The sequence below is a fragment of the Bacillus sp. FSL K6-1145 genome (assembly GCF_038003425.1).
GTDB lineage: Bacteria > Bacillota > Bacilli > Bacillales > Bacillaceae > Bacillus > Bacillus pumilus.
The window spans coordinates 2096395-2108669 of the sequence record NZ_JBBOPC010000001.1 but is presented as its reverse complement, the minus strand read 5'-3'; the positions used below and the strand labels follow the sequence as shown (position 1 = coordinate 2108669).

15 protein-coding genes, 1 pseudogene and 1 riboswitch are annotated in these 12275 nt (G+C 41.5%); of the genes and pseudogenes, 14 read left to right on the top strand and 2 right to left on the bottom strand.

The annotated features are described in order from the left end of the window. Positions 1–25: 25 nt before the first annotated feature. Positions 26–167, top strand: a riboswitch (FMN riboswitch). Between the two features lie 254 nt (positions 168–421). The 4 genes and pseudogenes from ribE to MHH41_RS10495 all read left to right on the top strand — a co-directional run bounded on the left by ribE (position 422) and on the right by MHH41_RS10495 (position 2669). Next, positions 422–1072 (top strand): riboflavin synthase, encoded by a 651-nt coding sequence (gene ribE, locus MHH41_RS10510; RefSeq protein WP_050943823.1) that lies wholly within the window; start codon positions 422–424, stop codon positions 1070–1072. 11 nt (positions 1073–1083) lie between these two features. Continuing rightward, positions 1084–1689 (top strand): annotated as a pseudogene (ribB, locus tag MHH41_RS10505) (3,4-dihydroxy-2-butanone-4-phosphate synthase); the annotation flags it as partial. Positions 1690–1737: 48 nt separating this feature from the next. Next, entirely contained in the window at positions 1738–2202 is a 465-nt protein-coding gene (gene ribH / locus MHH41_RS10500) for a 6,7-dimethyl-8-ribityllumazine synthase (RefSeq protein WP_012010433.1), read from the top strand. Between the two features lie 113 nt (positions 2203–2315). Further along, the gene (locus MHH41_RS10495) at positions 2316–2669 is read left to right on the top strand and encodes a GNAT family N-acetyltransferase (RefSeq protein ID WP_003215830.1); all 354 of its coding nucleotides are present in this window, start codon (positions 2316–2318) and stop codon (positions 2667–2669) included. A 24-nt stretch (positions 2670–2693) separates the two neighbouring features. Here the strand turns inward: MHH41_RS10495 and MHH41_RS10490 are convergent, their stop codons facing one another. Continuing rightward, a complete protein-coding gene (locus MHH41_RS10490; RefSeq protein WP_050943825.1) occupies positions 2694–3218 on the bottom strand; it encodes a DUF309 domain-containing protein in 525 nt (174 codons plus the stop codon). A gap of 87 nt (positions 3219–3305) precedes the next feature. Further along, on the bottom strand, positions 3306–3398 hold the full coding sequence (locus tag MHH41_RS10485) for a YjcZ family sporulation protein (RefSeq protein WP_012010430.1): 93 nt from the start codon (positions 3396–3398) through the stop codon (positions 3306–3308). Between the two features lie 208 nt (positions 3399–3606). Here MHH41_RS10485 and MHH41_RS10480 point away from each other — a divergent pair, with 208 nt between their 5' ends. The 10 genes from MHH41_RS10480 (at position 3607) to ccsB (ending at position 12258) form a co-directional block, all read left to right on the top strand. Further along, positions 3607–4365: a segregation/condensation protein A gene (locus MHH41_RS10480; RefSeq protein ID WP_340866288.1), complete on the top strand. Its 759-nt coding sequence runs from the start codon at positions 3607–3609 to the stop codon at positions 4363–4365. Continuing rightward, the gene (gene scpB, locus MHH41_RS10475) at positions 4355–4948 is read left to right on the top strand and encodes an SMC-Scp complex subunit ScpB (RefSeq protein ID WP_034661126.1); all 594 of its coding nucleotides are present in this window, start codon (positions 4355–4357) and stop codon (positions 4946–4948) included. Before MHH41_RS10480 ends, scpB begins: the two co-directional genes overlap by 11 nt. 113 nt (positions 4949–5061) lie before the next feature. After that, entirely contained in the window at positions 5062–5541 is a 480-nt protein-coding gene (locus tag MHH41_RS10470; protein WP_003215803.1) for a YpuI family protein, read from the top strand. Positions 5542–5654: 113 nt separating this feature from the next. Beyond that, entirely contained in the window at positions 5655–6806 is a 1152-nt protein-coding gene (locus MHH41_RS10465; RefSeq protein WP_340866286.1) for a D-alanyl-D-alanine carboxypeptidase family protein, read from the top strand. After that, complete coding sequence (locus MHH41_RS10460) at positions 6794–7381, top strand: nucleoside recognition domain-containing protein (protein ID WP_003215919.1); 588 nt, start codon at positions 6794–6796, stop codon at positions 7379–7381. Before MHH41_RS10465 ends, MHH41_RS10460 begins: the two co-directional genes overlap by 13 nt. 4 nt (positions 7382–7385) lie before the next feature. Further along, complete coding sequence (locus tag MHH41_RS10455) at positions 7386–7922, top strand: spore maturation protein (RefSeq protein WP_003216139.1); 537 nt, start codon at positions 7386–7388, stop codon at positions 7920–7922. 137 nt (positions 7923–8059) lie between these two features. Beyond that, complete coding sequence (gene rluB, locus MHH41_RS10450; protein WP_034620508.1) at positions 8060–8794, top strand: 23S rRNA pseudouridine(2605) synthase RluB; 735 nt, start codon at positions 8060–8062, stop codon at positions 8792–8794. Between the two features lie 90 nt (positions 8795–8884). Beyond that, positions 8885–9415, top strand: coding sequence for a thiol-disulfide oxidoreductase ResA (resA, locus tag MHH41_RS10445; RefSeq protein WP_106065519.1), 531 nt, complete (start codon positions 8885–8887; stop codon positions 9413–9415). Position 9416: 1 nt separating this feature from the next. After that, positions 9417–11096 (top strand): cytochrome c biogenesis protein ResB, encoded by a 1680-nt coding sequence (gene resB / locus MHH41_RS10440; RefSeq protein ID WP_003215850.1) that lies wholly within the window; start codon positions 9417–9419, stop codon positions 11094–11096. After that, on the top strand, positions 11080–12258 hold the full coding sequence (gene ccsB / locus MHH41_RS10435) for a c-type cytochrome biogenesis protein CcsB (RefSeq protein WP_050943828.1): 1179 nt from the start codon (positions 11080–11082) through the stop codon (positions 12256–12258). The genes resB and ccsB overlap by 17 nt, the downstream gene beginning before the upstream one ends. The last annotated feature ends 17 nt before the right edge of the window (positions 12259–12275 follow it).

Here is a 12275-nt window from a genome sequence, read left to right as displayed (position 1 = left end):
CCCCTAAGGACAGCTAAATATCGATTGTATCCTTCGGGGCAGGGTGAAAATCCCGACCGACGGTAATAAAGCAAATGCTTTACAGCCCGTGACCCGTTAATTTATTAACGGTTGATTCAGTGAAAAGCTGAAGCCGACAGTGAAAGTCTGGATGGGAGAAGGATAAAGAAAGCTATGAACGAAAAATATTTGTCGATCATAGTTTTATTTCTGATGCAAAAAAGCCAAAGCCCCGGAATTTTTTCCGGGGCTTTCTGTATGTTCATGTAGTGAATAGACCGGCATGCAGTGTTTATTAGGTGATCCCTCATCTACCTTGTATGGACCATAAAAAGCGACGAAGGTGCTCAATCGATCACATGTCCCTAACATCGCTTTTTTAAAAAGTGAGAAATACAAATGAAAAGAAAGGGAGGATCACATGTTTACGGGGATAATTGAAGAAGTAGGTGCAGTTCAGTCATTAAGCAAAAAGTCAGCAGATGCCATAGAAATTGTCATTCAGTGCAGCCGTGTGCTAGAAGATGTTCACCTCGGAGACAGTATTGCGATCAATGGTGTATGTCTTACAGTCACAAGCTTTACAAAAGCACAGTTCGCAGCAGATGTGATGCCAGAAACGGTCAAAGCGACATCACTGGATCAGCTGACATCAGGCAGTCCAGTGAATTTAGAGCGGGCCATGTCCTCGAATGGACGATTCGGAGGTCATTTTGTCTCAGGCCATGTTGACGGGACGGCAGTCATTACCCGAATAGAAAAGAAAAGTAATGCCATTTACTATGATTTAGAGATGGACAAGACCCTCACAGATATGCTCACGCAAAAGGGTTCGATCGCAATAGATGGTGTCAGCTTAACCATTTTCGATTTGCAAGATTCACACGTCACAGTCTCTATTATTCCTCATACGCTTGAAGGAACTATTTTCCCGACTAAATCTATGGGAGAGATCGTGAATATAGAGTGTGACATGATCGGTAAATACATCTATCGCTTTTTAACAAAAGAACAAGGCGAAAAGAAGCCATCCCGATTGACCCCATCATTTTTAAAAGAGCACGGATTCTAGGAGGCGATTGTATGTATCATTTAGTAGAAGAAGCAGTAAACGCTCTGAAAGAAGGAGAAATCATTATCGTAGTGGATGATGAAGACAGAGAAAACGAAGGAGATTTTGTGGCACTTGCTGAGCATGCCACGCCTGAAGTGATTAACTTTATGGCTTTACATGGAAGAGGTCTCATTTGTACACCGGTCCATGCGTCGATTGCCAAACACCTGAACCTGCATCCAATGGTAGAACAAAATACAGATGCACACCATACAGCTTTTACAGTGAGCATCGATCATGTGACAACGACGACTGGTATTAGTGCTTTTGAGCGCTCTACGACCATGCTTGCCATGTTAAATAAAGACGCAACTCCAGAAGAATTTGCCCGCCCAGGTCATGTATTTCCGCTCATTGCAAAAGAAGGCGGCGTACTAGAAAGACCAGGTCATACAGAGGCGGCGGTAGATCTTGCGAAACTGGCAGGTTCAGAGCCAGCGGGTGTCATTTGTGAAATCATGAATGTAGATGGCTCAATGGCGCGTGTTCCAGAACTAAAAGAAATCCAAAAACAGCACGGTTTAAAGATGCTGACAATAGAAGCATTGCAAACCTATTTAAATAATAAAGAAACAGCAGCTATCGAAACAAAATAAAAAATCACAAAAAAGGATGATCAACATATGAATACAATACAAGGGCATGTAGTAGCAGAAGGATTAAAATTTGCAATTGTCGTCGCGAGATTTAATGATTTTATTACAAGTAAACTGCTTGACGGAGCAGAAGATACATTGCTCAGACACGGAGCAAACGGTGACGATATTGATGTCGTGTGGGTACCGGGTGCTTTTGAAATTCCGTACATGGCAAAAAAACTAGCTGAAACAGAGAAATATGATGCTGTCATTACACTTGGAACTGTAATCAGGGGCGCAACAACTCACTACGATTATGTTTGTAATGAAGCCGCTAAAGGAATTGCTCAAAGTGCCATGTCAACAGGGGTACCGATTATCTTTGGTGTACTAACAACAGAATCCATTGAACAAGCTATCGAAAGAGCCGGTACAAAAGCTGGAAATAAAGGCAGCGAATCGGCTGCAGCTGCCATTGAAATGGCGAATCTCAACCGTACCTTTCGTTAATTTAGTGAAAAAGAGTTTAAAAACGGTATAAAAATGTTTATAATGTGTGATGAGCAAATGATTCGTGAGACATTTGCTGGACATAAGGATAATTTGAATATTGAGGGGTATATATGTTAATTCGTTATAAGAGGTCTTTTGAAAAAATTGCCATGGGGCTACTCTCCTTCATGCCGGGTGAGAAAGACGTCAAACAGCTTCAGCAGACGATGAAGTCATATGAAATGGATGAAAATCGGCAGCTGTTCCTTTGGAAAGATGGCGAGGATATCGTAGGTGCTATTGGTGTGTTGAAAACAGACGACCAAGTACAAATCGAGCATATTAGTGTGAATCCATCCCATCGAGATCAAGGAATCGGCAAGGAAATGGTTTTAGCCGTGGAAGAGGTATTCAAAACCAAAACACTCATTCCAAATGAATTAACGCAAGGCTTCTTTCATAAGTGTCACAGCGAAACAAATTAAATATCACACATGTAAAAGCAGAGGCTACAGTCCTCTGCTTTTTTTACGTTCGATTTGCTTTTTTCGTTCAAGCAATACATCTGTCCGGTCACGCAGTCTATGTTTTTCGATCAAAAATGTGTGGGATAAGTTGCTCTCCTGGCCAAAGACCAGTCCTTCTTTTTGAGCCATTTCTTGGCATAGAGACAGGAGCGCTTCATCTTTAATCGGGAGCATCACACTTTCGTATGACATGTCTTCAGCCATTTTCTTCTTCAGCGTTCTCAGAAGTATGAGAAACGCCTCATCATCCAGACCGAGGTTCGATAATACGGGCCGGTTTGCTTCCAGCAAGTGGAGGCTATTTGAAATGAGCCGTTTTGCACCTTTTCCATTTTCCCGTCTTTGATGATACAAAGCAACGGCAAGCTGAATGAAGCCAACCCAATATTCTTTGCGCTGCTCAGGCGGGTCTTCCTTCCAATATTCCTCAAGAATTTCATGACACTCAAAATAATCTCTTGTCGTATGAAATTCATGTAAAAAAGCCACGTACGCTTCAGGATACACAGTGGTCATCTCCTTTTCCACTCTCAGTCTAACATATTGAAAAGAAAAGAAGAAAGAGCGCCCTTCGTGAAAGGACGCTCTGTTTCTTTAATAAACCCAAGCCGCGCCAACGATGATCAGCAAGATGAAAAGCACGACAATAAGCGCGAAACCTCCGCCAAAGTTATAGCCATCTCCCATAATGATACGGCCTCCTTTTTCATCAGTTCTGTTTACAATGGTATTCTATGTATAAATGCCCTGAGTGGTATGGGCGAAACCACTGTTTTTCTTATTTTGCCTAGGACATCATGGTCGAAATTATATTGGACGAGAGCTTTATCCTGTCTTATACTAAAGGTTAGCCGGTGAAACGGTACTTAGAAGACAGTAGAAATGGTGAGAAAAAATGCTGGAATATCAGGTGAAAATAGATTCGTTTGAAGGTCCATTGGACTTACTTTTACATTTAATCAACCGGTTGGAAATTGATATTTATGATATTCCCGTTGCTAAAATTACGGAGCAGTATTTATTATATGTCCATACCATGAGGGAGCTTGAACTTGATGTGGCAAGTGAATATTTGGTGATGGCTGCAACCCTCCTGAGTATTAAAAGCAGAATGCTCCTTCCGAAACAAGAGGAAGAGCTATTTGATGAAGACTTGCTTGAAGAGGAAGAGGACCCTCGAGAAGAGCTGATTGGCAAACTGATTGAATACCGAAAGTATAAAGATGCAGCACAAGAACTAAAGGAACGCGAGGAAGAAAGGCAAAATGCCTTTACAAAACCTCCGAGTGATTTAAGCGAATTTGCAAAAGAATCGGAAGCGAAGGACACAAACCTGCATGTCACGGTGTATGATATGTTAGGTGCGTTCCAAAAGGTATTGAACCGAAAGAAAATAACGAAACCAGAACCATCTAGGATTACAAGACAAGAAATCCCGATTGAAGACAAAATGAATGAGATTATGAACCATTTAAGAAAAACGAAAAAGCGGACCAATTTCATGACTCTATTTCAACATGATCAAAAGGAGCACCTTGTCGTGACGTTTCTTGCTGTTCTTGAATTGATGAAAGGTCATCAAATCATGTTAGAGCAGGAAGGAAACTTTGAAGACATTTATATAATAGGGAGTGAAACGATTCATGACGCTTGATATCGTGAATTGGAAAGCCATCATAGAAGCGCTGCTTTATGCAGCAGGTGACGAAGGCTTAACAAAAAAACAGCTCATGTCTGTTCTTGAAGTAGAAGAGGCAGCGTTACTCGATATGATGTCTGCCGTAAAGGAAGAGTATCAAAAACAAGAACGAGGAATTGAGCTCATTGAATATGCAGATTCATATATGCTGCTGACGAAAAAGGAATACAGCATTTATTTGAAAAAATTAGTCGAGACCCCATCCAAAGGTTTGTCTCAGGCAGCGCTTGAAGTACTCGCAATCGTTTCTTATAAACAGCCGATCACACGCAGTGAGGTAGAAGAAATCAGAGGAGTCAAATCAGAGCGGGTGCTTCATAGTTTAGTAGCCAAAGCGCTGCTCTGTGAAGTTGGACGTGCCGATGGCCCTGGGCGAGCAATTCTTTATGGGACAACACCTACCTTTTTAGAGCAGTTTGGCTTAAAGGCATTGGATGAATTACCGCCACTTCCAGAGAATGTGGAAGCAGATGGTGTACAAGAAGAAGCTGATCTATTTTTTGAAAACTTCAATCAAACATTTGAAGAGATAAAATAGTTCAAAAGAATGAAAAATGTATGATAAAATATAAAAAAGATTTTAGGTCTAACATCTATTGATGTCAGATAAAATGGTCATAAAGCCATGAGGGGAAGGTAAACACAAAACAAATGGCACATATGAATGTAAAGGCTCAAGTTGATCAAGCAGGCGTCTTTTTATCAAAGGTTGCAACTGAAATGAATGGTTTTCTGAACGAAGCTACCTTATCAAGTATGAAACGATTAAACCCTGAAGCGGAAGCCTATTATTGTGACATATTGAATACATTACGGAAGCTTGCAGTGTACAGCGAGGATGCAGCGGCAGTTTGCAGGAAAATCAGCCAGCAGCAGACATTCCCGCAGCAAGCCGCGCAGCAGACGCTTCACCGTATTTATCATCAATGTATTGAAGAGTTTTTCACGCCGAAAAAGGATACATGGTATGAAGACAGCCGTTCCGCATATACAGGAAAGAGCAGCATTGTTTTCCACCATGAAGTATCCGCTGAGATCAAACGATTATTTTCTTCATTAGAAAAAGATTTTTTAGCGATGAGAGAAGAGCTAGAATATACGACATCTCATCAGCAAATGAAAATGGTATAAGCAAGAGGAAGGAGCGTCTCTACATATAGAGACGCTTTTTTTTATGGACGAGGCATCATAACTTTTTCAGCCGCGCATACACTTGTACAAAACGGACAAGGACGTGAATGAACATGCCCTATTTAAAAATTGGAACAGCAGTCCTTCTTCTATTTACACTCTTACTGCCTTTTTCCTCACATGCCAAAGCAGATATGTCATTATCGGTGAGTGCAAGAAGCGCCATTTTAATAGATGGACAGTCAGGCAGAGTCCTATTTGGAAAGGACGAGCATGAAAAAAGAAGAATCGCCAGTATTACGAAAATTATGACGGCAGTATTAGCCATTGAATCAGGAAAAATGAAAGACACCGTCAAAGTATCAAAGCGCGCGATTCAAGCAGAGGGCTCATCGATTTATTTAAAAGAAGGGCAAAAGGTGAGCCTAGAAGACTTGACATACGGGCTTATGCTGCGTTCTGGAAATGATGCAGCTGTTGCCATTGCAGAGCATGTGGGCGGCAGCTTAGAAGGATTTATTTTTATGATGAATCAAAGAGCATCTGAACTAGGAATGGAGAATACGAATTTTCAAAATCCGCATGGACTCGATGATCATAAACATCATTATTCATCAGCCTATGACATGGCTATCTTAACAAAATACGCCATGGAGCATAAACAATATCAAAAAATTGCAGGCACGACTTTCTATAAAGCAAAAACGATGGAAGGCTATTGGAAAAATAAAAACAAGCTGGTCACCGGATTATACAAATATTCAACTGGTGGGAAAACGGGATATACGAAGCTTGCAAAACGCACACTTGTCTCTACAGCTGCCAAAGGGGATGCGGCACTGATCGCTGTGACCATTAATGCGCCAGATGATTGGAAGGATCATATCTCTATGTTTGAATATGCATTTGATCATTATAAAACGTACGTACTTGCTGAAAAAGGAAGACTCGCTTCATTAAAAGGAACCTTTTACGAAAAAAAAGCATTTATCAAACGTGATGTGGACTATTTTTTAAATGAAGATGAGAAAAAGCTAGTAGAAATTGAAACGGAAATGCTTACTCCTCAAAAGAAGTGGAAAAAAAACGCCGAGGCCATCCCTGATGTTGTAGGGAAAATGACGTTTTTATTAGATGGACAGGTGATCGAGCAAGTACCGATTTTTTATGAAAATAAACGAAATCGAATGCCTCAAAAAAGCTTCCAAGAAATGTTTAAGTCTGTCTTTCAGACATCTATAGGCGGATCTTCATGGTCAATCTAATTTGGGTATTCCTCACTGTCATCGGTCTTGTGTACGCGATGTTCAACGGAACGATGGAGGAAGTAAACGAAGCTGTATTTAAGGGATCAAAGGAAGCAGTGACCATTTCAATTGGTCTGATTAGTGTCCTCGTTTTTTGGCTCGGGCTGATGAAGATTGCAGAAGAGGCAGGCTTGTTACATTTCTTTAGTAAATTGTGCCGTCCCTTTATTTCAAAGCTATTTCCGGATATTCCGCCTAACCATCCTGCGATGGGATATATTTTGTCCAATCTGATGGCGAATTTCTTTGGTCTCGGGAATGCCGCTACACCGCTTGGGATTAAGGCAATGGAGCAGATGAAAGCATTAAACGGCGGGAAAAATGAAGCAAGCCGGTCCATGATTACATTTTTAGCGGTCAACACATCCTCTATCACACTCGTGCCAACAACCGTCATTGCAATTAGAATGACCTATGGTGCAGATCAGCCAACAGACATTGTAGGGCCAACCATTTTGGCGACACTCATTTCAGGCATTGGTGCCATTCTCATTGATCGCTATTTCCACTATCGCAGAAGCAGGCGGGGGTGATCTCGTGTCATTTATTAACTGGCTGTCACTTGCTTTGATCCCACTGATCATCGCAGGAATTTTAATTGCGGGAACCATTAAAAAGGTACCGACCTATGAAACATTTGTCGAGGGCGGGAAAGAAGGTATTCAAATTGCCTTTTCAATCATTCCTTATTTAGTCGGCATGCTCGTGGCCATTACGATATTCCGCGCGTCTGGTGCGCTTGATTTTGTCATGGGACTGTTAAAACCCGTGTTTACAGCGATCGGCTTCCCGGCAGAAGTGGTGCCGCTTGCGTTTATTCGTCCGATATCTGGCACAGCTGCACTCGGGATGACATCAGACCTCATTGCGACATATGGACCAGATTCATTTATCGGACAGCTCGCAGCTGTCATGCAAGGGTCAACTGATACCACTCTCTACATTTTAACGGTCTATTTTGGGGCAGTCGGTATAAAAAAAATGGGAGATGCGCTGAAAGTAGGTCTGTTAGCGGACCTCATTGGCATCATTGCATCTGTCATCATCGTCAGTTTGTTATTTAGCGGCGCCTAATGAGGCGCTTTTTTGTCTTTCAATGGATGGAAAATTGCTTTTTAGCTGAAATTAAACAGACGAATCGCTTATTTTTCCACGAATGCTTGTTTGTTTTAAGTCAAGCAAGTAAGATAGTACATGAGGTGAAAGACAAAATGGAACGTTTACAGAAAGTAATTGCACATGCCGGCGTCGCTTCTAGACGAAAGGCAGAAGAATTAATTAAAGAAGGACGAGTTACCGTTAATGGTCAAACAGTGACAGAGCTCGGAGTAAAAGTGGGCTCTTCAGATAAAATTGAAGTCAACGGATTAAAGCTTGAAAGAGAAGAACCGGTTTACTTTATGCTTTATAAACCGCGCGGCGTCATTTCAGCTGCCGAGGATGATAAAGGACGTAAGGTTGTCACAGATTTCTTTGATGACGTCCCGCAGCGCCTTTATCCAATCGGCCGCTTAGATTATGATACGAGCGGTTTGATTTTAATTACAAATGACGGGGAATTTGCCCATAAGCTCATGCATCCGAAATACGAAATTGATAAAACATATGCAGCGAAGCTAAAAGGCATCCCATCAAAGGAATTGCTTAGAAAGCTAGAAAAAGGGATTATGTTAGATCATAAAAAGACTGCACGTGCTCGTGCCAAGATGCTTTCTATCGATAAACGAAAGCAGACATCTATCGTTCAATTAACCATTCATGAAGGCAGAAACAGACAAGTGCGCCGCATGTTTGAAGCGATCGGTCATGATGTGTTAAAGCTAAAAAGAGAGCAATATGCGTTCCTTCATATTGAAGGCATGAGACCAGGAGACCGCAGAGAATTAACACCGCATGAAGTAAAGCGCCTGAGAGCAATTGCAGATCACGGGAAAAGCGCTTTTTAATTTTCACATAAACTTCAAAAAATGAAGAAGCATCAAAAGAAGGAGAATGCTATAATTTACCTGAATGTCTATGGGGAAGGGGTACTTCAGATGAAAAAAAGACGGTTTTTCATACGGACGGGCATTCTCCTCGTGATGCTTGCTGCACTATGTTATACCATGTATAACTCAGTATTTGCCAAACAGGATCGGGTCAAAGAAGGATCTATTGCGCCAAACTTTGTCCTTCAATCTGTGGATGGGGAACGGATTGAATTAAAGGACTTAAAAGGCAAAGGTGTCTTTCTTAATTTTTGGGGGACCTGGTGTGGTCCATGTAAACAAGAATTCCCTTACATGGCAAATCAATATGAAGTGTTCAAGGATCGCGGTGTGGAAATTGTTGCAGTCAATGTTGCAGAATCCAATATTGCCGTGAAAAATTTTATGGGATCTTATGGCGTGAATTTTCCTGTTGCCATGGACAAGGATCGTCAAGTAACAGAGGCATATGATATAGGACAACTACCAACCACGCTTCTAGTTAATCCTGAAGGCAAGGTAATCAAAGTCATAAAGGGAACCATGACAGAACGTCAAATCTATGATTATATGAATTTGATTAAACCAAAGGGGTCATAGAATGAAAGAGGTAAAATGCGAGTGTGGACATATTAATCCAATCGGTACTGTTTTATGTGAATCCTGCGGAAATCCTATTGCGGCTAAAGAGAAAAACTCTTCAAAGCTGCTTGATATGAGATATGACGGCAGTGCGAGACGCTCGCAAACATACAACAAAACGATTGTTGATAAAGTATGGAACTTTTTTTCTTCCGTTAAGGTGGGTGTGTGGCTGATTGTCATCACACTGCTTGCTTCCTCATTAGGAACGATTTTTCCGCAGGAGCGATTTATTCCGCCAGGTGCATCTGCTTCCACCTATTATGAAGAGCAATATGGGTCGTTTGGCAAGCTGTATTACACACTTGGATTCCATGATCTTTATAATTCTTGGTGGTTTTTAGCTTTAGTTGCATCCATCGGAATCTCCCTTGTCATTTGCAGTCTCGACCGGGTTATTCCTCTTTATCGAGCACTTAAAAACCAAGGGGTTATTAAAAAAGAAGGCTTTATGAGAAGACAGCGGCTGTTCAGTGAGACAGACAAAACGTTAGATCAGCATACATATGAAGGCATCAAGAAAGCAATGAAACAAAAGCGTTACCGCGTGCGAGAAGAAAACGGACATATTTTAGCGGAAAAAGGCCGCTTTTCACGCTGGGGCCCTTACGTCAATCACATTGGATTAATCATCTTTCTCATTGGATCAATGCTCCGGTTTGTCCCAGGCATGTATGTGGATGAAACGCTGTGGGTTAGAGAGGGTGAAACTGCCCCAATTCCAGGCACAGATGGTCAATATTTTTTGAAAAATAATGCGTTTTCAATTGACCGCTATGAAACTGGAAATGAAAAAGAAGTGTTTGAGAATGCGATTGAAAGAGCTGGCGACGGTCAAGTAGTGAAAAGTTATAAAACCGATGCCACTTTATACAAACGTGAAGGGGAAGTTGTGTTTGGTGAAAAGCCCAAGCTGAAGCAGGTATCAGAACACGATATCAAAGTGAACGAACCGCTCAAGTTTGATCATTTCTCATTATATCAAGTGGATTTTAAACAAAATGAACTCGATCAAATGGTCTTTCAGCTGATTCGTAAAGATACAGAAAAATCTTTCGGAACAGTGAAGATTAATCTGCTGGAGCCTAAGTCAGAATATGATCTTGGTAGCGGTTACAAAGTCAAAGTGATGAGCTATCTCCCTGATTTTTATTTTGACGATGATGGAACGCCGAGTACGAAAACAAGGAATCCGAATAATCCTGCTTTCGTGTTTGAAATGGTTTCTCCTGAAAAGCCTAAAGGTGAAAAAAGCTTTGTGGCGATTCAAGAGACAGTAGAGGGCTCTGATAATAACCTATATAAAATGAAGTTTGATCGAGTGGAAACGAAAAACGTCACGGGATTGACGGTGAGAAAAGATTTAACTCTTGGGGTGCTCATCGTAGGCGGGATCATCTTCATGATTGGTGTCGTGCAGGGGATGTATTGGCAGCATAGAAGAATTTGGCTGTCTGCAAAGGATGGAAAAGTATTCGTGGCAGGACACACAAACAAAAACTGGTTTGGCTTAAAGTCTGATCTTGGCGTGATCCTAAGTGACAGTGGCATCAAACAGCCAGTTGATCAAAAAGAACTGCCTGATACAACAAGTATCAGCAAAAGCAAGGGGGAAGGATTAGATGGCAGCAGTCAGTGAAAACCTGTTATTTGCAGCTTTTCTATTGTATTTAGCGGCAGTTCCTTTTTTTGGTGGTGCCATTAAAGGAAAAAAGAAAGTTGATGGACCGCGCAGAAATAAGGCGGCACTTATCGGTATTACGCTCACCATCATCGGTTTTTTAAGTCAATTTGGCTACTTTATTTCAAGGTGGATGGCGTCTGGTCATGCACCAGTCAGTAATTTGTTTGAATTCACAACGGCTTTTGGCATGATGCTTGTGCTCGCATTCATCATTTTATATTTTGTGTATCAAGTGTCGGTACTTGGTTTATTTACACTTCCAATCGCTTTATTGATTATTGCCTATGCAAGTATGTTCCCATCTGATATATCACCGCTAATTCCTTCATTACAAAGTAATTGGCTTTATATTCACGTGACAACAGCAGCACTAGGGCAAGCTATTTTAGCGATCAGCTTTGTGGCAGGTGTCATCTTCTTATTAAAGCATGTCGATCAAACAAAACCAGGTAAGAAGACATTTGGTTTAGAGCTTGTCATGTTTATGATTGTTGTGACACTTGCATTTATCGCAGTCACGTCCATCTTTAGAATGACAGGATACGAAGCGAAATTTAATTGGGTCGATAAAAATAAAGAGGAAAGTGTGATGGTCTATGAGCTGCCAGCTCTAGTTGGACCTCATAAAGGAGAGCTTGTGACGCAAGATCGTTTGGAACCGTTTGTTGATTTGCCGCCTGTTTTTTCAGGAAGAAAGGTCAATACGGTGTTATGGTCATTCGGCACGGGGCTGATTTTGTATGGACTGATTCGCTTGATCATTCGCAAACGACTGAGTGCTCTGCTTCAACCGCTCGTGAAACAGGTGAACCTAGATTTAGTCGATGAAATTGGATACAGAGCTGTTTCCATTGGTTTCCCTGTATTTGCGTTAGGCGGGCTCATTTTTGCAATGATCTGGGCGCAAATTGCATGGACTCGGTTCTGGGGCTGGGACCCGAAGGAAGTATGGGCATTAATTACGTTTCTCTTTTATGCAGCCTACCTTCATCTTCGCTTATCCAGGGGCTGGCATGGCGAAAAGTCCGCTTGGTTAGCTGTCATCGGATTCGCCATCATTATGTTTAATCTCATCTTTGTCAATCTTGTGATTGCAGGGCTTCATTCTTACGCGTAATCACATGAAAAAGGCCA

What these genes read in the sequence shown, in the direction of transcription:
- ribE (WP_050943823.1), top strand. Translation starts at nt 422, where the DNA reads ATGTTTACGGGGATAATTGAAGAAGTAGGTGCAGTTCAGTCATTAAGC.
- ribH (WP_012010433.1), top strand. Translation starts at nt 1,738, where the DNA reads ATGAATACAATACAAGGGCATGTAGTAGCAGAAGGATTAAAATTTGCA.
- MHH41_RS10495 (WP_003215830.1), top strand. Translation starts at nt 2,316, where the DNA reads ATGTTAATTCGTTATAAGAGGTCTTTTGAAAAAATTGCCATGGGGCTA.
- MHH41_RS10485 (WP_012010430.1), bottom strand. Translation starts at nt 3,398, where the DNA reads ATGGGAGATGGCTATAACTTTGGCGGAGGTTTCGCGCTTATTGTCGTG.
- MHH41_RS10480 (WP_340866288.1), top strand. Translation starts at nt 3,607, where the DNA reads ATGCTGGAATATCAGGTGAAAATAGATTCGTTTGAAGGTCCATTGGAC.
- scpB (WP_034661126.1), top strand. Translation starts at nt 4,355, where the DNA reads ATGACGCTTGATATCGTGAATTGGAAAGCCATCATAGAAGCGCTGCTT.
- MHH41_RS10470 (WP_003215803.1), top strand. Translation starts at nt 5,062, where the DNA reads ATGGCACATATGAATGTAAAGGCTCAAGTTGATCAAGCAGGCGTCTTT.
- MHH41_RS10465 (WP_340866286.1), top strand. Translation starts at nt 5,655, where the DNA reads ATGCCCTATTTAAAAATTGGAACAGCAGTCCTTCTTCTATTTACACTC.
- MHH41_RS10460 (WP_003215919.1), top strand. Translation starts at nt 6,794, where the DNA reads ATGGTCAATCTAATTTGGGTATTCCTCACTGTCATCGGTCTTGTGTAC.
- rluB (WP_034620508.1), top strand. Translation starts at nt 8,060, where the DNA reads ATGGAACGTTTACAGAAAGTAATTGCACATGCCGGCGTCGCTTCTAGA.
- resA (WP_106065519.1), top strand. Translation starts at nt 8,885, where the DNA reads ATGAAAAAAAGACGGTTTTTCATACGGACGGGCATTCTCCTCGTGATG.
- resB (WP_003215850.1), top strand. Translation starts at nt 9,417, where the DNA reads ATGAAAGAGGTAAAATGCGAGTGTGGACATATTAATCCAATCGGTACT.
- ccsB (WP_050943828.1), top strand. Translation starts at nt 11,080, where the DNA reads ATGGCAGCAGTCAGTGAAAACCTGTTATTTGCAGCTTTTCTATTGTAT.